Below are 22,210 nucleotides of genomic sequence, written 5' to 3'. Positions count from 1 at the left end.
CAGCGTGCCCGGCGCTTCGCGCGGGGGCCCGGCTCAAGGAACGTGTGGGTTAGGCTCGACCCGTGACGCTGCCGACACTATCGACGCAAGAACAGCGCGTGCTGGGGTCCCTCCTTGAGAAGGAGATCACCGTCCCCGACACGTACCCGCTGACGCTCAACGCGCTGCGCGCCGCATGCAACCAGAAGTCGAGCCGAGAACCCGTCACCGACTACGACGACCGCACTCTCCAGGACGCCATCCGGTCCCTCAAAGACAAGGGCCTCGTGCGCGTCACGTGGATGGACTACGGCAAGCGGACGCTGAAGTACGCGCAGGCCGCCGCGCAGGTGCTCGACCTCGCCGACGACGAACGCGCTCTCCTCACCGTCCTCCTGCTCCGTGGGCCGCAGGCTCCCGGCGAGCTGAAGACCCGCACGGAGCGGCTGCACGGGTTCGCCGACCGCGGCGCCGTCGAGCAGTGCCTGACCGCGATGGCGGCGCGTGAGGAGCCGCTGGTCAAGGACCTCGGGCGTAGGCCCGGTCAACAGGACCACCGCTGGGTGCACCTCCTGGGCGACCTTCCTGTCGACACCGGGCCCGCCGTCGTCGTCGACCGCGAGCAGGCCCTCGCCGACGGCCCCGCCGCGCGCGACGAGCGGCTCGCCGCCGCGTTCGCAGAACTCGGGGACGACCACGCCGACGAGCGCGCCCAGCAGCTGTTCGACTCGCCGTTCGAGTGGTGGGTGCTCACCCGTGCCGTCGAGCTGGCCGGCGGCCGCCCCGTCGCCGATGTCGGCTGCGGAGCCGGCGCCGTTTCGGCCTATCTCGCCGACCTCGGCGCCGACGTCACCGGATTCGACCGTTCCCCACAGCAGGTCATGCTCGCCCGTCGCCGGCATCCCGAGGTGCTGTTCGAGGAGGCCGACCTCCGCCGCCTTCTCCGCCCGGCCACCGCCGCCGCCTGGGGCGGGGTCGTCGCCTGGGATGTGCTGAACCATTTCGCGCCTAGCGAACTGCCGGCCATCGTCCGCGGCCTCGCGGGCACCCTCGCGCCCGACGGCGTGCTGGTCCTCGCGCTCGATGCCGGCGCCTCCGAGGACGCAACCCGCGACCTCGGGGACCAGACGGTGCCGTGGGTGCTGCACGACCAGGCGGCGGTGCGGGCGGTCCTCGCCGGGGCCGGGTTGGCCGACGTCGACGCCTACCTTCGCCTCGGTTCTGTCGACCGCCTCTACGTCCTGGCGCGGCGTACCGCTGGTTGAACCCTTCCGTCCCGCCCCTCAGCCGCGCCCGATAATCTGGGGGCATGAGCACGGTTCGCTGGGGCATTGTCGGTTTGGGGGCGATCGCGCACGGGGTCGCCGGTGACTTCCAGTTCGTGCCCGGGGCCGAACTGGTCGCGGTCGCGTCACGGACGAAGGAGAAGGCGCAGGAGTTCGCCGCCCGCTACGGCGTGCCGCACGCCTACGGGTCCTACCGCGAGCTGCTCGAGTCGCCGGAAGTCGACGTCGTCTACATCGCGACCCCGCACCCGCACCACCGCGACATCGCTCTTGCGGCCATCGCGAACGGCAAGGCCGTGCTCATCGAGAAGGCCTTCACCGCGACGCTCGCCGGGGCGCAGCAGGTCGTCGACGCCGCCCGCGCCAAGGGCGTCTTCGCTATGGAGGCCATGTGGACGCGGTTCCAGCCCGCCATCGCTGCGGCGCGGGAGGTCGTCGCATGGGGAAGGATCGGTGAGGTGCTCGCCGTCCAAGGCGACCTGTGTGGCGCGCGCGACTACGAGGCGGGACACCGGCTGTTCGAGAAGGACCTCGGCGGTGGTGCGATCCTCGACCTCGCCGTCTACCTGGTGAACTTCGCGCAAGCTTTCCTCGGCGACATCCGTTCCGTCGACTGCCTCACCCGGCTGTATCCCACCGGCGTCGAGAAGGCCGCCAGCATCAACTTGGGCCACTCCGGCGGCGGCATGTCGTCGCTGACCTGCGGTTTCGACGGGCCCGGCCCCGGGAGGATGACCATCATCGGGACGAAGGGCTGGATCGAGGTCGAGCCGCGGTTCCACCACGCGACGACGATCTCCGTCCATCGCGCGGGCGTGCTGCCGCGCATCATCGAGGCGCGTCCCACCGGCGGCGGCTACGCACACGAGTTCGCGGAGGTGACGCAGCGGATCGTCGCGGGCGACCTGGAGTCGCCGACGATGCCGCTCCACGACACGCTCGAGGTGATGCGCGTGCTGGAGAGCTGCCTGCGCCAGGCGGGTGTCACGCACGCCGAGGCGAAGGTCGACCTGGGCTGAGGGGTCAGTCGGCCCGGATGCGGGAGAGCACAGCCGTGCCCGCCGACACGATCGCCACCAACGCGACGACGATCCACGCGATCCCTCGCGGCACCACGTCGTCGGGAATGGACGTCACCGCCGCGACGACGAGCATCGCGCCGGCGCTCGCGGCCAGGTAGCCGAGACCCTTGGCCAGCATCGACGCCGCCGCCCTGCGGGAGATCGTCGCGTACGTCGGTGCGGCCGCGGCCTGAGCGACCGTCACGTGGAACGCGGCGACCAGCAGGGCCAACGCGGAGGTGCGCCACCAGTCAGCGTCACCTGCCGCGACGACCCACCAGAGGCACAGCGCCGCGGTGGAGAGCAGCGGGGCGAGGGAGTCGGGCCGGCCGAACGCCCATGCCCCGGTGACGGCGATGACGATCATCAGCAGGAAGTCCAGCGGGGTGGGGAACCAGGCCAGGCACAGCAGCGTGGCCGCGGCGAGGCAGGCGGCGCCGATCGTGCGGAGACACCACTGCCCGGGGGTGACGAGACGCAGCGCGTGGACGGCATCGGCGATGAGCGCCGCAAGTGACCTCACGGAAGGCTCCGCCGGGGCGCCGATCTGGCCGCCTCCATCGCCAACAAGACGGTGGCGAGGCTTCCGGTTCCCCGCCACGCGGTGACGGGGATGCCATGAGCGCGCAGCCTGTCGAGCACGCCGTCGCGCTCCATCCTGCGCAGCACCCACGCCTCTCCCAGGGACGAGTCGCGCGGAAAAGCCGGGATGTCGGAGAGCTGACCCACGCCCTCGGGAAGTGTGTCGACGGCGATGACCTCCGCCCCGAGCCGACGGAGCCGTACCAGCTCGTCCTGCGCGGCGGGGTCCATCAGCGGCGAGCAGAAGAAAACGAGCGTGCCGCCGGCGACGCGCCGCACGGGCCGGATCCGGACCCAGTCGTTCAGCGTCCGTCGCGCCCGGGAAAGGACCCCCAGGATCATCCGCGTCTGGCGGGGCCCCGCGCCGGGGCGGATCAGGCCGATACGGAGCCCGAGGTCGTGTACCGCCACCCGGTCGCCGAAGCGGGCGTAGTGGCGCGAGATCGCCGCGACGGCGCGGACGGTGGCGTCGAGGCTCGTGGGCGCGGACTCGTCCGGGGGAGCGATGTCCTGGAGGGTGTCGACGACGATCAGGACGTCGGTGTCGCGTTCGGTGAGCGTCGAGTTGACGTGCAGCTGGCCGAGCCGCGATGTGACGCGCCAGTTGATCCGCCGGAGCCTGTCGCCCGGCCGGAACTCGCGCACGTCGGCGAGGTCGCTGCCGTCGCCGCGGTGGCGCGACCGGTGCGCCCCGGCAAGCCCGATCGGGTGGGCGACGCCGCTGCCACCTTCGAGGGTCGTGGAGGCCGGCCGCACGGTGACGGTCACGGTGGGGGTCGCGGCTGTCGCGCGCCAGCCGAGGCTCGCGTCGGTACACGACACGACCCCCGGCCCCAGCGTGTACCGGCCCCACCGCGTCGGCTCGAACCCGGTCACGACGCGTCCGGAGGCCCCGTCGAGCACGGTTCCCGCCGCGGGAGTGAAGGCCGACGAAGGAACCTGCGGCCACTGGGTCGCGGCGAGGGCACCCCGCGGTGCGCCGCGGAGTTCGACCGCGACGTCGACCGTCTCCCCCTCGGCGACGGCGACGGCACGGGGCCGGACGTCACTGCCCGGCGCCGTCGAGGGCCGGGAGACGAGCGCCCAGATGACGTGCACGACGAAAGGGGCGGCGAGCATCAGCAGGCCGGGCCGGCCGAGCACGACGGCGAACAGCCCGAGTCCGCCGCCGAGGAGGGCGGAGCGCAGCAGCGCGTGGGTCGGGAGAAACGTCATCCGTGCCTTTCCGGCGGGCCAGACGGCGCGTCGGGCACCGGCACGGCGCCCAGCACCGCCGCCACGATGGACTCCGGGTGGACGTCGTTCAGCCACAGCTCCGGGCGAATCACGATCCGGTGCGCGAGGGCGGGAACCGCCAGCCGCTTGACGTCCTCGGGGACGACGAAGTCGCGTCCCTCGATCAGGGCAAGCGCTCGCGAACACAGGAGGAGCGCCAGAGAGCCGCGCGGCGAGGCGCCCACGAGCGTGTCCTGATGGTCGCGCGTGGCGCGCACGAGCTCGATGGCGTACCGGCCGACGGACTCCGCCACGTGCACCTCCTCGACGGCCGCCTGCGCCCGCAGCAGGCCCTCGGCATCCAGCACGGCGTCGATGCTCTGCTCTTCGCGCTTGCGGCCGACGCGCCGCGACAGCACGTCCCACTCCTCGTCGGCGTCGGGGTAGCCGAAGCTCAGCCGCAGCAGGAAGCGGTCGAGCTGCGCCTCCGGCAGCGGGTAGGTGCCCTCGTGCTCGATGGGGTTGGCGGTGGCGAGCACGTGGAAGGGCCGCGGCAGCGTGAACGTGCGGCCCTCGACGGTGACCTGGCGCTCCTGCATCGCCTCGAGCAGCGCGGACTGGGTCTTGGGCGGGGTGCGGTTGATCTCGTCGGCCAGCAGCAGTCCAGTGAAGACCGGGCCCTCACGGAACGCGAACTCGGCCGCGTTCTGGTCGTAGACGAACGATCCGGTGAGGTCCGCGGGCAAGAGGTCGGGCGTGAACTGCGCCCGGGTGAACTCGAGCCCGAGCGCCTGCGCCAGCGAGCGTGCCGCCAGTGTCTTGCCCAGTCCGGGGAGGTCTTCGAGCAGGACGTGCCCGCCGGCGAGCACCCCGGCGAGGACGAGCGCCATCTGGTTGCGCTTTCCGACGAGAGCGCCGTCGACGGCATCGAGGACACGACGCGCGAGGTCGCTGGCCTCCGCGAGCGGCAGGGGCGCGGGGAAGGGGATGCTGGTCACAGTTCGTCGATCTCCTTGAGGTAGGCGTGCAGCGTTGAGCGCTTGATGGCAGGCGGGCGTTCGGCGCGGAGGTAGGAGAGCAGCCTCGGGCTGAGGACGGCGTCGGCATGGGCGAGGGGCTCGTCGGCAGGGAGACCGTGGCGTCGCGCCAGTCGTTCGGAGGCTACCTGTCCCAGCAGCCTCGCCAGGGCCGACGACTCGAAGCCCCTACCCGGCCCCGCGTGGTCGAGGAGGGCGACGAGGCGGCGGGTGCGCGCGTCGGGTGCGAGACGCGAGAGTTCCGCCGGCGGTTGGGGCTGGACCCATCGCGGATGCCCCGCCGGCTCCACGACCCACCCGACGAGCCACAGGCACGCCCCAGCGAGCAGGCCGAGGACGACGGCGGGAATGGGCGCCACGTCCAGTTGCGTGAGTCTCCCGAACAGTACGACGACGGTTGCTGCGAGCGCTCCGACGACCAGGTTCCGGGCGAGGCCCCGCACCGTCGGGCGGTCGTCGTCACGCATCGCGCGCACCCATCTGGTCGGCCAGCCGCTCGATGCAGCCGACGGCGTGTTCGCGGTCGTCATCGTTCAACACGTGCGTGGAGAACATCGCGCGCCGATACAGGCGCGCGAGGTCGCCGAGCGCGTCGTCGTCGACCACCGTATGGGCGAGGATGGCGACGGTGAACTCCTCGCTGGTCTGGGTGGGTTCGCGAGCGACACCGGTCTCGGCGGCGATGGCCTCAAGCCGGCGCCAGCACTCGACCACGGCGTCGCCGACGGCCACGCCGGAGCGCAGCCGGGCGAGCGTCTGTGCCAGCGACAGCGCGACCTCCTCCTCGTCGATCTCCGGGATCTCGACGGCGCTCCCAGTCCCCGCGCCGGCCAGTCGCAGCCCAGGGGCCCGAAACGCCTTGACGAGGACGACGACCAGCCACGCGGCGAGCGCGAGTCCGGCCGCGACGACGAGGGCGCCGGCGAGTTCCGCGACCCAGTCGGGGAGGCGTGCAGGCTCGACCTCCGGGAGGTCACCCAGGGGATGCGGCGGGAACGACGGCGACCACGTCGGCGACGCCAGCGGCTCAACTGGCGGGGGCTGCGGCGTCTCCGGCCTGATGGTGACGATCCGCCCCCACTGGCTGCCCGCGCCCAGCGCCGCGAGCACAAGGACGCCGAGCGCGCCGACGACGAGGGTCGCGCCGCGTCGTCGATCGTCCATCCCCCGAGCCTAGCCACCGCGGTCGGCCGTCACTGCGGCTGCGTGTATCGCTATGCCGACGGAGGCAGCCGCGTTAAGCGCGATTCACGCCGCGAACCGACGTACGCAGCCGCGTTGGTCATGCGGTTGCGCCGAGCGCAAGGCGATCCAGCTGACCAGGCCGTGGTGGTCGGCGACTTAGCCGGGCATTTCCACCCAGTCCTTGGGCTCCTTGATGGTCACCGGCTCGTTGATGTTGTCCAAGGTCGCGGTCATGGTCGCCGGAAGGTCGCCCGCCATATCCATCGCGAACTTGCGGGTGAATCCCTCGCCGTCGATCCAGACGTCGAAGACCACGCCGGTCGCCGTGATCTCGACGTCCTCCATGCCGAGGTTGTCCAGTGCCCCGGGCTTCATCGTGAGGCGGTAACGCGTCACCGTCAGGCCGTTCAGGTCCTCGTCGCCGACGAGTTCGACCTTCTCGACGTTCTTGGCATAGTCCTCGGTCCACTGGCCGATCTCGGACCCAGAGGTCCCTCCCATCTCCGCGGCATCCTTCGGGTCCACCTTCATCCACTGATCGCCTGCCGCCGCGGCCTTCATGAAGGCAGCGCCGTCGAGGAGGATCATCTCCATCTCGACACCCCCGATGTTCATCTTCATGTGTGAGTTCGGGTCGGCGGGGTCGGTGGCATCGAAGCTGCCGGAGGTCGTGAAGGCCACCTGCTGGCCCTCAATGGTCATGGACATCTCCATATCCATGGTGTAGGTCTTCAGCTTCGCGCCGCTGACGCGCTGCAGGAAATCGTCGACCGAGAGTTCCGACCCGCCGGGCGCAGCGCTGGTCTCCGAGGGAGAGGGCGCAGGATCTGTGGCCGCAGGGGCCGACGTGACGGCCGGGGGCGGTGACGACGCAGGCCCAGAGGGCGCGGAAGGGGCTGGCGAGCCGCAACCGGCCAACAGGGCGACGGCCAGCGTTGCGGCGAAGGCGCCGGTGATCCTCATGAAGTACCTCCTGATGTTGGTGGTCTCAGCTTAGAGGCGCCACCTATCCGCGGGACCTCTTGGGTCATGCCTTTCGCAGTGCGATCCTCAGGTCGAGTTCCTGGTCCTCGTCGGTCGGGGCGTCGACGACGTCCTGGATCAGCTCCACGGCGAGGACCTCGGAGGCGATCAGGTCGCGGTGCGCGGCGACAGCGTCGGCCAGCTCGGGGCCCGCCTCGACGACGAGCGCGATCCGGTCCGAGACATCCAGACCGGCGCGCTTGCGGGCCTCCTGCACAAACCGGATCACCTCGCGGGCGAGGCCCGCACGGATCAGCTCCGGCGTCAGCTCCAGGTCAAGCGCGACCGTCTCGCCCTGCTCGTTGACCACGGACCAGCCCTCGCGCGGGCGCTCGGTCACGATCACGTCGTCGGCCGTCAGCTCGACGTCCTCGCCCTCAAAGCCCATCACGGCACGGCCGGCGTCGCGCAGCTGCTCGGCCAGCCAGGCGGCGTCCAACTCGGCGATCGCCTTCGCCACCAGCGGTGTGCGCTTCGCGAACCGCTTGCCGAGGTTGCGGAAGTTGCCCTTCGCTGAGTAGTCGACCAGATCGCCGGCCGATGCGAACGACTCGATCCGCTCGACGTTCAGCTCCGCCTTGATCTCGTCCTGCAGCTCGGGGGAGAGCTTCGCGAAGATCGCCGAAGGGACAAGCATCCGGCCCAGCGCCTGGCGGATCTTCACCTTCGACTCGGCGCGCGCCGAGCGGCCCAGCTCGACGGTGCGGCGGGTCAACTCCATCGCCTCCGACAGTGCGGGGATGATCAGCGACTCGTCGGCGACGGGCCACGGTGCGAGGTGAACCGAGGACGGTCCCTCCGGGTCGGCCGCGTGAAAGAGGTCCTGCCAGACGCGCTCGGTGACGAACGGCATGATCGGCGCAAGGAGCCTCGTCAGTGCGTCGAGCGTCTCGTGCAGCGTCCACAGCGCGCTCGGCTCGCCGTTCCAGAACCGACGGCGCGAGCGGCGGACGTGCCAGTTCGACAGCGCGTCGATGAACCCGGCCAGCGCCTGCCCGTAGCGCTGCGTGTCGTAGGCCTCCAACGCCTCGGTGGCGTCGACGATCAGTTGCTGCGTGGCCGACGTCAGCCACTGGTCGAGGACGTGTCGCTCGCCGACGCCAGGGGCGTCCCCCGTCGGCGCCCACCCGGCGGCGCGCGCGTACAGCGAGTGGAACGCGACGGTGTTCCAGTAGGTCAGCAGCACCTTGCGGACCGTCTCGCCGATCGCCTGGTGGCCCACGCGCCGCGCCGACCACGGCGACCCGGAGCACGCCATGAACCAGCGCACCGCGTCGGCGCCGTGCTGGTCCATCAGCGGGATGGGCTCCAGCACATTGCCGAGGTGCTTGCTCATCTTGCGCCCGTCGTCGGCGAGGATGTGGCCGAGGCACACGACGTTGCGGTAGCTCGACTCGTCGAACACCAGCGTGCCCACCGCCATCAGCGAGTAGAACCAGCCGCGGGTCTGGTCGATGGCCTCGCAGATGAAGTCGGCCGGGTAGCGCTCGGCGAACAGCTCCGTCGAGCCCGGCGCGTGCGGGTAGCCCCACTGCGCGAACGGCATCGAGCCGGAGTCGAACCATGCGTCGATGACCTCGGGCACGCGACGGTACGTCCTGCCTTCCCGCTCGATCACGACGTCGTCGATGAACGGGCGGTGCGGGTCGAGGTCGGTCAGCTCGCGGCCGGTCAGCGCGCCCAGTTCGGCGAGCGAGCCGACGCAGATCAGATCCTTTTCGTCGTCGACGTTGCGCCAGATCGGCAGCGGCGTGCCCCAGTAGCGGCTGCGCGACAGCGCCCAGTCGATGTTGTTGTTCAGCCAGTCGCCGTAGCGCCCGTGCTTGATGTTCTCCGGGTGCCAGTTGGTGGCCTCGTTCTGCGCGATCAGCGCATCCTTGATCGCGGTGGTGCGGATGTACCACGACGGCATGGCGTAGTACAGGAGCGCGGTGTGGCAGCGCCAGCAGTGCGGGTAGGCGTGCTCGTAGTCGAGCTTACGGAAGAGGACGCCGCGGGCGGCGAGGTCGTCGAGGATGGGCTGGTTGGCGTCGCGGAAGAACGCGCCGCCGACGAGCGCGAGGTCGGCCTCGAACGTGCCGTCCTTGCGGATCGGGTTCACGAATGGAAGGCCGTAGGCACGGCAGACGGCCATGTCGTCCTCGCCGAAGGCCGGCGCCTGGTGGACGAGGCCGGTGCCGTCGTCGGTGGTGACGTAGTCGGCCAGCACGACGACGTGCGCGGGCGCGGGGAACTCCACCAGCTCCAGCGGGCGCTGGTAGGCCCACTTCTCCATCTCGGCGCCGGTGAAGGCATCGGTCAGCGTCCATTCTTCGCCCAGCACCTTGTCGGCGAGGGGTTCGGCGATGACGACGGCGCGCTGCTCGGGGTGCCTGGCAACGCGGTAGGTCACGTCGGCGCGCACGGCGACCGCGGTGTTCGACACGAGCGTCCACGGCGTCGTCGTCCACACCAGCAGATCCGCGGCGCCGGCCAGCGGGCCGGAGGTCACGGGGAAGCGGACGTAGATGGACGGGTCGGTGATGTCCTCGTAGCCCTGCGCCAGCTCGTGGTCCGACAACGCGGTGCCGCAGCGCGGGCAGTACGGCGCCACGCGGTAGTCCTCCTGCAGCAGCCCCTTGTCGAAGATCTGCTTCAGCGCCCACCACAGCGACTGCACGTACTCCGACGTCATGGTGACGTACGCGTCGTCGAGGTTCACCCAGTAGCCCATGCGCTCGGTCAGCTCGGTGAACGCGTCGACGTGGCGCAGCACGGACTCGCGGCACTTCGCGTTGAACGCCTCGACGCCGTAGGCCTCGATGTCGGCCTTGCCGGAGAAGCCCAGCTCTTTCTCGACGGCGAGCTCGACCGGCAGGCCGTGGCAGTCCCAGCCGGCCTTGCGCTCGACGTGGCGGCCCTGCATCGTCTTGAACCGCGGGAACAGATCCTTGAACACGCGCGCCTCGATGTGGTGCGTGCCCGGCATGCCGTTGGCGGTGGGCGGGCCCTCGTAGAACGTCCACGGCTCGCCGCCTTGCGTCTGCTCCAGCGACGCCTCGAACGTCCCCCGCTCGTCCCAGAGCTTCAGGATCTCGTGCTCGAGCGCGGGGAAGTCGACCTGTGCGGGCACGGCGCGGTAGCCGGGTGAGGTGGTCATCGGAGGATCCCTTCTTCAACGTCTTCGGTTGAAGGGACGAGCCGAGGCCCGCGGTACCACCCTCCTTGGGCTCCTCGCCGCACGGCCGTGGCCGCGGAGCGGGTGCCCCACTTCTTCTCTGTCCGCCGCCGGTTCTAGTGAGCGAGTCGCCTCGCCGTTCTTCCGGCAGCTCCGGGGTGATGGCCCCATCGTCGCCGTGCGGACAAGGCCCCATTATGCGTCGGGGACTGAGTCGAGACCAAGTCTGCGTCGTTGCTGACGGAAAACGCCACCGAGATGCTCCGCGCACCCCGTTTTTCGCGATTGTCTTGATATGACAGCACTTATCCGTCAGGAAGGAAGGACGGGGACGGCGGGGGGACGGCTTGACGCCCGGGGTCTGACCCGGGCATCGGCGGTTCCTGGCACGATGGGGCAAGGAGGAGGCCAGATGTCGAACGAGTGGGCGGGCTGGGCCGCGGAGCGGGGCATGCAGCACCTGCCGGAGTGGCCCGCGATGCGCGGTGTCTTCCGCGGTGGCGGCCTCAGCGATCTCGGCTACCCGATGCCTACTGACGGATGGGCCGGTTCGTTCGGCGGGCTCGGCTGCTTCGGCTTCCGGCTCGCGGGCGATGGGGGGAGCGCGCCGACGACGGTGGCCGCCATCCGCGTTCCGGGCGTCGAGTTTCCGTCACTGACGCTCCAAGAGGCCGACTTCCTCGCCGACGCCCCCCGCGTCCCCATCGACGACGAGTTCGACCTCCTCTGGCGTGTGTCGTCCCCCAGTCCGCAGTTCGCGCGCGACGTCGTCGGCCCCGCCATGCGCGCGGAGCTGATGCCCGTGCTGCCCGACTTCTCTGCCGTCTGGTTCGAACGCGACGCGATCCTGCTCGCCGCGAAGGGGAGCGTCTGGGCGGAGGCCATGGACCGCTACCTCACGCTGCTGCGCCGCCTCGTCGACACCATCGAGCCGCGGGTGCTCGACGCCGTCAAGGTCAAGGGACGCGCGGCAGCTGCCCCCCGCACCTCGGTGTCGCGGCACGTCGCGCGCGACGTCTCGCTCCTCGGGCTGAAGGCGCCGCATACCGACGAGTGGGCCGTGTGGGCGGGCCACCGCGGCTGGGTTCACTACCCGGAGGCGCGGGAGCTGGCGGAGCGCGTGCGGCATCTGCCGTGGTCCCCGTCGCTGGCCTCGGACGGATTCGTCGGCAAGTTCGGCTCGCTGCCCGCGTTCGGGTGGCGGTTGTCGTCGCGGTCCGGTGCCGTCGGCGGCGCACGCTCGGTGATCTGTCTGCGCCAGCCGGGACTCAGCGTCACCCCCTCCGTGCGGTTGTCGCGCGACGACGTCCTGCTCTCCCAGCTGGTCGGCGGCGCGGATGTCACCGTCGGCGCGCCCGTATTCGACGATCAGTGGCGGGTGACGTCGGAGTCGCCGTCGGTTGCCCGCGGCCTGCTGCGACCGTCCGTCTGGCGGCTGTTCACCGCCGATGTCCCGCCGTTCGCGGAGCTGTGGTTCGAGCGCGACGTCGCCACGATCGTCACCGCCGGCCCCGTCCGCCCCGACGGTGTCGACGGCTACCTCCGCTTCCTGCACGACGTGCTCTCTGCCGTGGTCCGCGAGCTTTCGCCGGGCGAGAACCGCTGAGGGGAGCTCCGGCGCGACCTGGCAGGATGTCGCGCATGGCCATCTTCGACGTTCCCCTGCCCGAACTGCGCACCCGCGGCACCATCAAGTGGCGGCGCTTCGAACCCGACGTGATCCCGATGTTCGTGGCCGAGATGGATGCGCACGTCGCTCCGGCGGTGCGGGAGCGCCTGGAGCGTGCACTACGCGAGGGCGACACCGGGTATCCGCAGCTGCCCACCTACCAGGAGGCGTTCGCCGACTACAGCGAATGGCAGTGGGGCTGGCGGCCGGAGCTCGCGGAGATGAAGCTCGCCACCGACGTCGTGACCGGCATGCGCGACGCGCTCGTCGCCGTGACCGAGCCGGGCGACGGTGTCGTCATCAACTCCCCGATCTACCCGCCCTTCCGTGGCGTAAGCCACGATCGCACGATCGTCGACGTCCCCATGCAAGACGGCCGCCTCGACCTCGCGGGTTTGGCTGTTGCCTTCGCGACCCACCTCCCCAAGGCGTACCTGCTGTGCTCGCCGCACAACCCCGTCGGCACGATTCACACCGCCGACGAACTGGCGGAGGTTGCCCGGTTGGCCGAGGAGTACGGCGTCGTCGTGATCTCCGATGAGATCCACGCGCCCCTGGCCGGCGCCGCGCACGTGCCGTACCTCGCGGTGCCTGGCGCGACGAATGCGGTGATCGTGACGTCGGCGTCGAAGTCCTGGAACCTGGCTGCGCTCAAGGCGGGTCTCATCGTCGGCGATCCGGCGGTGCTCCGCAGGCTTGGCCCCTTGGTGTCCGACGGCGCCAGCTACTTCGGCATCCTCGCCCACTCCGCCGCGTTGACCGATGGCCGCGACTGGCTGGCCGACGCCGCGGCGGAGATCGAGGGCAACAAGCTGTTCTTCCGCGACCAGCTCGCCGAACACCTGCCCGCGCTCACCTACGAGCCCGCGCCCGGAACGTACCTCGCCTGGCTCGACTGCGCGCCGCTCGGCCTGGCGAGTCCGGGCCGGCATTTCCACGAGGTGGCCCGCGTGCGGTTCAACCTGGGAACGGACTTCGCTCCGACGGCGACCCAGCACGTCCGCGTGAACCTCGCCACGTCGAAGGAGATCATCGCCGAGGCCGTCGCCCGGATGCGGGCTTCCCTCTAGAGGATGGCCGTCAGACCTCGGTCTTGTGGAAGTTCAGGTGGGACCGCGAGGGCGTCGGCCCGCGCTGGCCCTGGTAGCGGGAGCCGTACTGAGCGGAGCCGTAGGGATGCTCGGCGGGTGAGGTGAGCTCGAAGAAGCACAGCTGGCCGATCTTCATGCCCGGCCACAGCTTCACGGGCAGCGTCGCCATGTTGGACAGCTCGAGCGTGACGTGGCCGGAGAAGCCGGGGTCGATGAAACCCGCCGTGGAGTGCGTCAACAGGCCGAGGCGGCCGAGCGACGACTTGCCCTCCAGCCGTGCTGCGACAGCGGACCCCAGCGTCACGGTCTCGTAGGTGGAGGCGAGCACGAACTCGCCCGGGTGCAGCACGAAAGCCTCGCCGGCGTCGACCTCGATCAGCCGCGTCAGCTCGGCCTGCTCGACCGATGGGTCGATCGACGGGTAGCGGTGGTTCTCGAACACGCGGAAGTACTTGTCCAGACGTACGTCGACGCTGGATGGCTGGACCATCGCCGGGTCCCACGGGTCGAGGCGGACGGAGCCGGCGTCGACGCTGGCGCGGATATCGCGATCGCTCAAGAGCATGCGCGCCAGCCTAGTGGCCCGTCGCACCTAAATGCACCGGTACGCGGCGCCATGCGGGCGATTGACGTCGTTGTCGTCGGTTGACGTAGTGCCCCGCTATGACTCCCTCCTCCGCCTTGTCGCTCATCCCGCCTGACCCCGCGTCCTGATCGGTACCTTTAGGTGCGACGGACCACTAGTCGCGCGCCCCGGTATTGCGGCATCATCTCGGAACGCTAGTGCCAGGATAGGCAGGAGGAGGAGCGAGCGGATGAGCGTTGGCGGGTTCGGCGGATGGCAGATGCTGGGAAAGCTCTCGACCGACCCCTCGATCTCGCGGCGCAGGATCGACAGGGGCGTCGCGCGTCGCGTGATCGGCTATGGGCGCCCGTTCGCGGGGCTGCTCCTCGTCTTCCTGCTCACGGTCACCGTCGGCAGCGCGCTGTCGGTCGCCCCCTTGCTGCTGTTTCAGCGCATCATCGACGACGGCGTGCTCGCGGGCGACACGGGCGTCGTCGTCGGTCTTTCTGTCGCGGTGGCGGTCATGGCCGTCGCGTCGGCAGCGGTCAGCGTCGTCGAGCGGTGGTGCTCGGCCCGGATCGGCGAGGGCCTCATCCTCCGGCTGCGCACGCAGGTCTTCGATCACGTGATGAGTCAGCCGCTGGCGTTCTTCAGCCGCTCGCACACGGGCAAGCTGGTCTCGCGGCTGCACTCGGACGTCAACGGCGCGCAACAGGCCTTCACCTCGACGCTGTACGCGCTCGTCAGCAACGGCGTGACGCTGGTCCTCGTGCTGGGCTCGATGCTGGTGCTGTCGTGGCCGCTCACGCTCGGTGCGATCGTGCTGCTGCCGATCTTCATGATCCCGGCCAGCATCGTCGGCCGCCGCCTCGCCGACCTCTCCCACCGACGGATGCAGCAGGAGGCTGAGATGTCCGCCACGATGACGGAGCGCTTCTCCGTCTCCGGCGCGCTGCTCGTCAAGCTCTTCGGCCGGCCCAACCGCGAGAGTTCGGGTTTCGCGGAGCAGGCGGGCGCCGTCGCCGACACCGGAGTGAGCATCGCGATGATCTCGCGCGGCTACATGACGGCGCTCGCTCTGGTCGGATCGCTCGCGACGGCGCTGTTCTACGGCTTCGGCGGCGTGTCTGCCGTCCACGGCGGCCTGACGGTCGGCACGCTGACGGCGCTCGTCGCCCTTGTCGCCCGCCTGTACGCGCCGCTGCTGCAGCTGAGCGCCATGCGGGTCGACATCATGTCGGCCCTCGTCAGCTTCGAGCGGGTGTTCGAGGTGCTCGACCTCCGACCGCTGATCGTCGACGCCCCCGGTGCCCGCGCCGTCGACGGCCCCCCCAGCGTCGCGTTCCGCGACGTGTGGTTCACCTACCCCGACGCGGGGCGGGTTTCGCTGGAGTCGCTGGAGCCGACGGCGGCTCTCCACGAGTCGGCGTCGTCGCCGGTGCTACGGGGCGTCAGCTTCGAGGCCCTACCCGGCCAGACCGTCGCGCTTGTCGGTCCGTCGGGCGCGGGAAAGACCACCATCACGCACCTCATCGCGCGACTGTATGACGCGGACTCGGGCGCCGTCGAGGTGGCCGGCCGCGACGTGCGCACCCTCACGCTCGCCTCGCTGCAGGACACCGTCGGCTATGTCACGCAGGACGCACACCTATTCCACGACACCGTCGGCGCCAACCTGCGCTACGCGAAGCCGGAGGCCACCGAGGAGGAGCTGTGGGCCGCGCTCACGGCGGCGCAGATCGATGCCCTCGTCAGGCGCCTCCCCGACGGCATGGACACCGTCGTCGGCGAGCGCGGCTACCGGCTGAGCGGGGGCGAGCGGCAACGGTTCGCCATCGCCCGCCTGTTGCTGAAGGCGCCGCCGATCCTCGTGCTCGACGAGGCGACGGCGCACCTCGACTCGGAGTCGGAGGTGGCGGTGCAGCGGGCGCTGGACGCGGCGCGCGAGGGCCGCACATCCCTGGTGATCGCGCACCGACTGTCGACGGTGCGCCACGCGGACCAGATCCTCGTGGTTGAGGAGGGACGGGTCGTCGAGCGGGGAACACACGACGAGCTGCTCGCGCGCGGGGGCAGCTACGCGACGCTGTACGCCACGCAGTTTCTCGGCGGTCAGTAGCCGCCGTCAGGCCGCGTCGGCGGCCGCGTTCCTGCGCAACTGCCGAAGCGTCGTGAACGTGCCCAGCGCGGCGAACGCGACCGAGATCAGCGCGTCGGTGGCGAACGCCTGCCACACCGGCCCATACAGCAGGTTGTCCGCGACGACGGGCATGATCTCGCCGAATGCCGCGTCGGGGTAGTCGTTCGCGATGGCCGAGTAGAGGCTCACTCCGAGCATCGTGAACAACGAGATGGCCACGCCGACGACGATGACGATGATCAGCGGCACGATCCCGGCCCGGGGTGGGGCGCCCGCACCCTTGACGTAGAGCCAGACGGCGGCGAAGGCCATCAGCCAGCTGGTGATGGAAGCGATGAAGCCGAGCTGGTAGACCGCGCCCGCCAGCGCGGCGCCGAGAACGACCGCGAGCACGCTGAACAGGATGCCCCGTCCAACCCGCTCAGGCGGGGCGGGTGCCAGCTGCGCCGGGCCGGGGGCGGTGGGTACAAGACCAGTTGGTGGGGTCTGGTCCTGGGGCAGCGAGGGGGCCGTCGGAGCCGGCTGTCCGGGCGGCAGGAACTCGGGGCCGTCGGGGCGGCGCGTGGGCTCGGTCATCTCAGTACCCGCCCGCGTCGCCGTCGTCCCCCGCGGCATCCGGGTCGTCGGCGCCGTCGAGGACCGCGCGGGTGCCAGAGAGGCCGAGACGCATGGCCCCGGCCTCGACCATGGCGTTCGCCGTCGCATAGTCGCGGATGCCGCCGCTCGCCTTGACGCCGAGGCGTCCGCCGACGGTCTCGGCCATCAGCTCGACCGCATGCACCGAGGCCCCGCCCGCGGGATGGAAACCGGTCGAGGTCTTGACGAAATCGGCGCCTGCCGCCTCGGCAGCGCGACACGCGGCGACGATCTCGTCGTCGGTCAACGCCGCCGACTCGATGATCACCTTGAGCAGCCCCGTCGTCGCCTCCCGGACGGCGCGGATCTCGGCCTCGACGAGGTCGGCGCGGCCCTCCTTCAGCAGCCCGATGTTGATGACCATGTCGACCTCGTCCGCGCCGAGCCGCGACGACTCGGTGGCCTCCGCGGCCTTCGTCGCCGCCGTGTGGTTGCCGGAAGGGAAGCCACACACCGTCGCCACCTTGACATCGCCGAGCTCGGCGGTGATCGGCAGCATAGACGGCGACACGCAGACGGAGTATGTCCCCAGCTCCCTCGCCTCCGCGACGAGTTCCGAGATCTGGGCATGCGTGGCCTCGGTCTTGAGCAGCGTGTGGTCAACCATCTGGGCGAGCGCCGAGCGGGTGATTTCCATCGTGGATCCTTTCGTCTGCCCCGAATGCTACGCGGGCGGCGGGGCGGCAAGGGGCAGGCGGACGGTGAAGCGCGTGAGGCTGGGGTGGGAGTCGACGGTGGCGGTGCCGCCGAAGCTCTCGACCACGGCGCGGACGATCGCAAGGCCCAGGCCGGTCGACTGCGCGGACGAGTGGGCGCGGGCGTTGTCGGCGCGGCCGAACCGTTCGAAGACGCGGGGCAGTGCCTCGGCGGGGATACCGGGGCCGTCGTCGATCACCTCGATGACGGCCATGTCGCCGTCGGTTCTGACCGATGTGCGCACCGTCGTTCCCGCGGGCGTGTGCGTGCGGGCGTTGGCCAGGAGGTTGACGACGACCTGGTGGAGCTGGTCGGCGTCGGCGAGCACGCTGACCTCGGAGTCGGGGAGTTCGAGCTGCCACTCGTGGTCGCGGCTGGCGGCCTGTGCGTCGCTGACGGCGTTCAGGACCACCTCGACGGCATCGACGGGGCGGGCCTCGACCCGCGCGTCGGCGTCGAGCCGGGCCAACAGCAGCAGGTCGCCGACCAGCTTGCTCATGCGCTGCGACTCCGACCCGATCCTGCCCAGCGCGAACGACGAGTCCGCGCCGTCGGGCGAGCGGTCCGCCAGCTCGGCATAGCCGCGGATGGCGGCCAGCGGGTTGCGCAGCTCGTGCGACGCGTCGGCGACGAACCGGCGCAGCTTCACCTCGGATTCCTCGCGGGCGGTGAGCGCTCCCTCGACGCGGTCCAGCATCTGGTTGAACGCGGTCGACAGCCGCGTCACCTCGCTGTCCTCCGGCATGTCCGGAGCATCGACGCGGGGTACCGCCACCGCGCCCTTCTCCAGCTCGAGGCTGCCCACCTCGTCGGCGGTGTTCGTCAGGGCGACAAGGGGTTTCACGGCCCGGCCGACGACCTCGCGGGTGACGAGTGACACGACGATGACCGCGACCAGCGCGACGCTGCCCGCGAAGGAGCCCAGCCAGAACAGCGACCGGTTGATCTCGCTCGTCGGGAGGCCGACGAACACCCGCCCCTGCGAGCGGTCGCGCGCCTCGACGCGGTACTCGCCGATCTCGGAGAGTCGTACAGTGTGCTTCGCGCCGTCGGCCGGGACGGCGAACAGCTGTTCCTGGGCGTTGACCGGGAGGATCGTGGCCTCCGGGGGCTTGTTAGCTGTGCTGCTGTCGGTGAGCATGAACGCCAGCCCGCTGCCGTCAGTGAGGACGATGCCGCGGATGGTGTTGACCCGCGTCCCGGGGTTTGTGAGGCCGAGGGTGTCTGCCTGACCCGGTCCCTGGGAACGCTTCTGCGCGGCGTCGAGTTCTCGGTCGAGCTGGTTCACCAGGATGCCGCGCGCACCGAGAACCGTCGCCAGGCACATCAGCACGGCCATCACCGCCACGGTTAGGACGATCCGAGGCTGGAGCTGCGCGGCGAGCGTGCCGCGACGGGGCGAGTTCACGCGCCCGCGGGGCGCAGCACGTAGCCGACTCCGCGCATGGTGTGGATCATGGGCTCGCGGTCGGCGTCGATCTTCTTGCGCAGGTAGGAGATGTAGAGCTCGACGACGTTGGCCTGGCCGCCGAAGTCGTAGTTCCAGACGCGGTCGAGGATCTGCGCCTTCGACAGCACGCGCTTGGGGTTGCGCATGAGGTAGCGGAGCAGCTCGAACTCGGTCGCGGTGAGTTTCACGGGCTCCCCGCCGCGCGTGACCTCGTGCGAGTCCTCATCGAGGATCAGGTCGCCGACGACGATCTGCGTGTCCGGGCGTGCCGTCGTCGCGCCCGAGCGGCGCAGCAGCCCGCGCAGGCGGGCGATGACCTCTTCGAGGGAGAAGGGCTTGGTGACGTAGTCGTCGCCGCCGGCGGTGAGGCCCGCGATGCGGTCGGCCACGCCGTCCTTCGCGGTGAGGAAGATGACGGGAACGTCCGCCTGCTCCGTGCGGATGCGCCGCATGACCTCGAGCCCGTCGAAGTCGGGCAGCATCATGTCGAGCACGAGCGCGTCGGGCTGCACCTCGCGCGCCACCCGCACCGCCTCGGTCCCCGACGTCGCGGTGTACACCTCCCAGCCCTCGTACCGCATGGCCATGCTGAGAAGCTCAGTCAGGCTGGGCTCGTCGTCGACGGCGACGACGCGGATGGGCGTGCCGTCGGGCCGGGTGAGGGGTGCAGTTGTCGCCATGGCACAACCTTGGCACCGGAACCCCGCGCATGGCTATGGGTTTCCTGTGTCCTTGCTGTGAACACGTGTGTCGGCCAGGTGGTCTCCGGATCAGGACCTAAGGCTCACGCGAAAGCCGCGGAGGCAGTAGCCCGCGATCAGGTCGTCCCATTCGATACGAGGCTCGGCCACGATCCGAGGGGCGAGCGCGAGCATCCGCGTCAGGAGGACGTCCGTCTCCCGCAGCGCGAGTGCCTGGCCGGGGCAGCGGTGGGCACCGTCTCCGAAACTCAGCCCCACAGCATGGACTCCCCGGCCGAGGTGGCGGCCGGGACACAGCGAGCCCGGATCAGGGCCGACCGCGGACGGATCGACATTCGTCTGCCGTACGTGCACGTCGACGAGGTCGCCGGGTTCGAGCCGCCAGTGCTGGTCGCCGTCAAGCAGGACGAGGGGCTCGCGGATGCGGCGGTACAGGTGTCCTACGACCGGCTCAAGACGGATGAGCTCTTCGAGGAGGACGAGACGTGCGTCGGCGTCGCCGGCGCGGTACGCGGAGCGGAGGTCGGCGTCGGTGAGCAGATGCCACAGCGCCATGGCGATGAACTCGCGGGTGGTCACCATGCCCGCCGTGCCGTAGGTGACGCACTCGACGAGGATGTCGGTGTCGGTGTACCCCTCAGCGATCAAGTGACTGATCACGTCATCGGCAGGGTCTCTGCGGCGCTTCCTGATCGCTGGCCGGACATCGGAGAGGTAGAAGCTCAGGAGGGGGCGCAGTCCGTTGATCGCGGCCGCCGCCCACTGCCGCCGGGTCCGGCCGAGATCGGGTTTGGTGATGTCGAAGGAGGGCTGGTTGAAGAAGCGCGCCAATCGCGCAGCAAGCGCCTCTACCGGGGACTCCGTCAAGCCGACGACCTGGCGGGTGACGTCGACGGAGTAGAGGAGGGCGAGGTCCTCGATGAGGCACTCCCGGGCGGCCTCGGCACCGGCCAGGAGGCGCTCTGCGGCGTCCACCATGAGCGGCTGGTAGCGCTCGGTGACCACCCGCGGGGCGAAGAAGCGGCCCACCTTGCGCCGCTGTTCGTCGTGCAGGCTGCCGTCGGAGAACAGGATCGGGTGGTGCTTCAGGAGCCCCTTTGGCACGAACTCGGAGGTGAAGCCTGCCTGGGTCGTGGACCCGCGGGCTTGCAGCACCTGGCGTGCGGCGTCGTAGGTGCCGATCCGCCAGATTCCGGGGGCCTTCTCCACCGCTGGTTCCTGAGACTCGTCGGGCGGCACCGCCCGGCGCCTGCGCGGCTCCGCCATCGGGACTCCTTTGGGTCGCTGCGGCAATACTACCGACCATGAGCGATGCGCCCGGTGTGAGTGTTGTGTGGTTTCGCGACGACCTTCGCGTCCGCGACAACCCGGCTGTGACCGCGGCCGTAGACAGCGGCCTGCCCGTCGTGGCGCTGTTCGTCCTCGACGACGAGTCCCCTGGCATAAGGCCGCTGGGCGGGGCCGCCCGGTGGTGGTTGCACCACAGCTTGGAGGACCTTGCGGTCTCCCTCGATCACCTCCGCATCCCCCTGATCCTGCGTCGTGGGCCTGCCGCCACCGAGGTGCGCCGAGTGACCGACGCGGTGGGTGCGGCGGGCGTTTACTGGAATCGCCGCTACGGCGGCGCGGAACGAGCTGTCGACACCAGCCTGGGGCTGAGCCTGCGGAAGGCCGGCACGATAGTCGACAGCCACGCGGCATCGCTGCTGTTCGAGCCGTGGGCAATCAGCACGCGCACAGGCGACCCTTACGCGGTGTTCTCGCCGTTCTGGCGGGCCTGCACGTCCGGTCCGGAGCCTCGGCCACCGCTTCCCGCCCCTCGTGTCGTCGACCGCCCCGCGGATGTCTCTGCCGTCGACTCTCTTCCCCTTGCCGCCCTTGCGCTGCGCCCGGTGAGCCCCGATTGGGCGGGCGGGCTCAGGGAGGCATGGAGGCCCGGCGAGGCCACGGCCACGCGCATGCTCGACGACTTCCTCGCCGACCACGTCGATGGCTACAGCGACACTAGGGACGTGCCGTCGAGCCCGACCACCTCGCGCCTGTCGCCGCATCTCAGGTGGGGCGAGGTCAGCCCCTATCAGGTGTGGCACGCCGCGCAGGAGGCGCGCGGAGGAGCGGCCCGCAATGAGGGGATCTCTCGTTTCCTCACGGAGATCGGGTGGCGGGAATTCGCCTGGCACACGCTCCATCACTTCCCGCACCTTGCCACCCAAAACTGGCGAGGCGGCTTCGACCATTTCCCGTGGCCGACGATGCGACCGACGATGCTGCGAGCGTGGCAGGAGGGGCGCACGGGCTTCGGACTCGTCGATGCAGGTATGCGCGAGCTCTGGCGGACGGGATGGATGCACAACCGGGTCCGCATGGTGACCGCGTCGTTCCTCACCAAGAACCTGTTGATCGACTGGCGCCGGGGTGAGGAGTGGTTCTGGGATACGCTCGTCGACGCGGACCCAGCCAGCAACCCGTTCAACTGGCAGTGGGTCGCGGGCTCGGGCGCCGACGCCGCACCCTACTTCCGCGTCTTCAACCCGGAGCTGCAGGCGAAGAAGTTCGACCCCGACGGTGCCTACGTCCGCGCCAATGTCGCCGAGTGGGGTACTGAGGAGTATCCAGAGCCGATCCTCGATCTCGCGGTCTCCCGCGAGGAGGCGCTGGCCGCGTATGCAGTGGTGCGACAGATTGGCCCCTGAGCCAGGTCACAGAGCTGATCCTCGGGTTCGCCGCGATCCGGGTT

Annotated in this window: 19 protein-coding genes; 6 read left to right on the top strand and 13 right to left on the bottom strand. The window is 70.4% G+C overall.

Going from position 1 to position 22,210, the window contains the following annotated elements:
* The first annotated feature begins 62 nt into the window (after nt 1-62).
* Complete coding sequence (locus tag IPJ61_RS03240; RefSeq protein WP_297102973.1) at nt 63-1,244, top strand: DUF480 domain-containing protein; 1,182 nt, start codon at nt 63-65, stop codon at nt 1,242-1,244.
* A gap of 44 nt (nt 1,245-1,288) precedes the next feature.
* On the top strand, nt 1,289-2,284 hold the full coding sequence (locus IPJ61_RS03235; RefSeq protein ID WP_297102971.1) for a Gfo/Idh/MocA family protein: 996 nt from the start codon (nt 1,289-1,291) through the stop codon (nt 2,282-2,284).
* Between the two features lie 4 nt (nt 2,285-2,288).
* Here IPJ61_RS03235 and IPJ61_RS03230 read toward each other — a convergent pair whose 3' ends face one another.
* From IPJ61_RS03230 to ileS, 7 genes are all read right to left on the bottom strand, one after another.
* On the bottom strand, nt 2,289-2,849 hold the full coding sequence (locus IPJ61_RS03230; RefSeq protein WP_297102968.1) for a hypothetical protein: 561 nt from the start codon (nt 2,847-2,849) through the stop codon (nt 2,289-2,291).
* Nucleotides 2,846-4,123 (bottom strand): DUF58 domain-containing protein, encoded by a 1,278-nt coding sequence (locus IPJ61_RS03225; RefSeq protein WP_297102965.1) that lies wholly within the window; start codon nt 4,121-4,123, stop codon nt 2,846-2,848. Before IPJ61_RS03225 ends, IPJ61_RS03230 begins: the two co-directional genes overlap by 4 nt.
* On the bottom strand, nt 4,120-5,121 hold the full coding sequence (locus tag IPJ61_RS03220) for an AAA family ATPase (RefSeq protein ID WP_366505145.1): 1,002 nt from the start codon (nt 5,119-5,121) through the stop codon (nt 4,120-4,122). The genes IPJ61_RS03225 and IPJ61_RS03220 overlap by 4 nt, the downstream gene beginning before the upstream one ends.
* The gene (locus IPJ61_RS03215; RefSeq protein WP_297102962.1) at nt 5,118-5,627 is read right to left on the bottom strand and encodes a hypothetical protein; all 510 of its coding nucleotides are present in this window, start codon (nt 5,625-5,627) and stop codon (nt 5,118-5,120) included. Before IPJ61_RS03215 ends, IPJ61_RS03220 begins: the two co-directional genes overlap by 4 nt.
* Nucleotides 5,620-6,324: a DUF4129 domain-containing protein gene (locus IPJ61_RS03210; protein ID WP_297102959.1), complete on the bottom strand. Its 705-nt coding sequence runs from the start codon at nt 6,322-6,324 to the stop codon at nt 5,620-5,622. Before IPJ61_RS03210 ends, IPJ61_RS03215 begins: the two co-directional genes overlap by 8 nt.
* Nucleotides 6,325-6,501: 177 nt before the next feature.
* The gene (locus tag IPJ61_RS03205; RefSeq protein WP_297102956.1) at nt 6,502-7,308 is read right to left on the bottom strand and encodes a DUF7537 family lipoprotein; all 807 of its coding nucleotides are present in this window, start codon (nt 7,306-7,308) and stop codon (nt 6,502-6,504) included.
* Between the two features lie 64 nt (nt 7,309-7,372).
* On the bottom strand, nt 7,373-10,507 hold the full coding sequence (gene ileS / locus IPJ61_RS03200) for an isoleucine--tRNA ligase (RefSeq protein ID WP_297102953.1): 3,135 nt from the start codon (nt 10,505-10,507) through the stop codon (nt 7,373-7,375).
* Between the two features lie 430 nt (nt 10,508-10,937).
* On the opposite strand from ileS, the gene IPJ61_RS03195 reads away from it, so the two are divergent.
* Together IPJ61_RS03195 and IPJ61_RS03190 are read left to right on the top strand one after the other, a co-directional pair.
* On the top strand, nt 10,938-12,131 hold the full coding sequence (locus tag IPJ61_RS03195; RefSeq protein WP_297102950.1) for a hypothetical protein: 1,194 nt from the start codon (nt 10,938-10,940) through the stop codon (nt 12,129-12,131).
* Between the two features lie 35 nt (nt 12,132-12,166).
* On the top strand, nt 12,167-13,264 hold the full coding sequence (locus IPJ61_RS03190) for a MalY/PatB family protein (protein ID WP_297102947.1): 1,098 nt from the start codon (nt 12,167-12,169) through the stop codon (nt 13,262-13,264).
* Nucleotides 13,265-13,274: 10 nt separating this feature from the next.
* On the opposite strand, the gene dcd is transcribed toward IPJ61_RS03190, so the two are convergent.
* Nucleotides 13,275-13,850, bottom strand: a complete 576-nt coding sequence (dcd, locus tag IPJ61_RS03185) for a dCTP deaminase (RefSeq protein WP_297102944.1) — start codon at nt 13,848-13,850, stop codon at nt 13,275-13,277.
* 250 nt (nt 13,851-14,100) lie between these two features.
* Between dcd and IPJ61_RS03180 the strand changes: the two genes are divergently transcribed.
* Nucleotides 14,101-15,969, top strand: coding sequence for an ABC transporter ATP-binding protein (locus IPJ61_RS03180; RefSeq protein WP_297102941.1), 1,869 nt, complete (start codon nt 14,101-14,103; stop codon nt 15,967-15,969).
* 6 nt (nt 15,970-15,975) lie between these two features.
* On the opposite strand, the gene IPJ61_RS03175 is transcribed toward IPJ61_RS03180, so the two are convergent.
* From IPJ61_RS03175 to IPJ61_RS03155, 5 genes are all read right to left on the bottom strand, one after another.
* Complete coding sequence (locus IPJ61_RS03175; protein WP_297102937.1) at nt 15,976-16,566, bottom strand: hypothetical protein; 591 nt, start codon at nt 16,564-16,566, stop codon at nt 15,976-15,978.
* A 1-nt stretch (nt 16,567) separates the two neighbouring features.
* Nucleotides 16,568-17,263 carry a deoxyribose-phosphate aldolase gene (deoC, locus tag IPJ61_RS03170; protein WP_297102934.1) on the bottom strand — a complete coding sequence of 232 codons (696 nt, stop codon included), beginning with the start codon at nt 17,261-17,263 and terminating at the stop codon, nt 16,568-16,570.
* Nucleotides 17,264-17,290: 27 nt separating this feature from the next.
* Nucleotides 17,291-18,730, bottom strand: coding sequence for a sensor histidine kinase (locus IPJ61_RS03165; protein ID WP_297102931.1), 1,440 nt, complete (start codon nt 18,728-18,730; stop codon nt 17,291-17,293).
* A complete protein-coding gene (locus tag IPJ61_RS03160) occupies nt 18,727-19,452 on the bottom strand; it encodes a response regulator transcription factor (protein ID WP_297102928.1) in 726 nt (241 codons plus the stop codon). The genes IPJ61_RS03165 and IPJ61_RS03160 overlap by 4 nt, the downstream gene beginning before the upstream one ends.
* A gap of 90 nt (nt 19,453-19,542) precedes the next feature.
* Nucleotides 19,543-20,739, bottom strand: coding sequence for a cytochrome P450 (locus IPJ61_RS03155; protein WP_297102926.1), 1,197 nt, complete (start codon nt 20,737-20,739; stop codon nt 19,543-19,545).
* A 38-nt stretch (nt 20,740-20,777) separates the two neighbouring features.
* Between IPJ61_RS03155 and IPJ61_RS03150 the strand changes: the two genes are divergently transcribed.
* Nucleotides 20,778-22,166 carry a cryptochrome/photolyase family protein gene (locus IPJ61_RS03150; protein WP_297102923.1) on the top strand — a complete coding sequence of 463 codons (1,389 nt, stop codon included), beginning with the start codon at nt 20,778-20,780 and terminating at the stop codon, nt 22,164-22,166.
* Nucleotides 22,167-22,210: the final 44 nt, after the last annotated feature.

Source organism: Tessaracoccus sp. (assembly GCF_016714275.1).
Taxonomy (GTDB): Bacteria; Actinomycetota; Actinomycetes; order Propionibacteriales; family Propionibacteriaceae; genus Arachnia.
The sequence above is the reverse complement of the archived record's forward strand: the minus strand, read 5'-3'. Positions and strand labels throughout refer to the sequence as shown.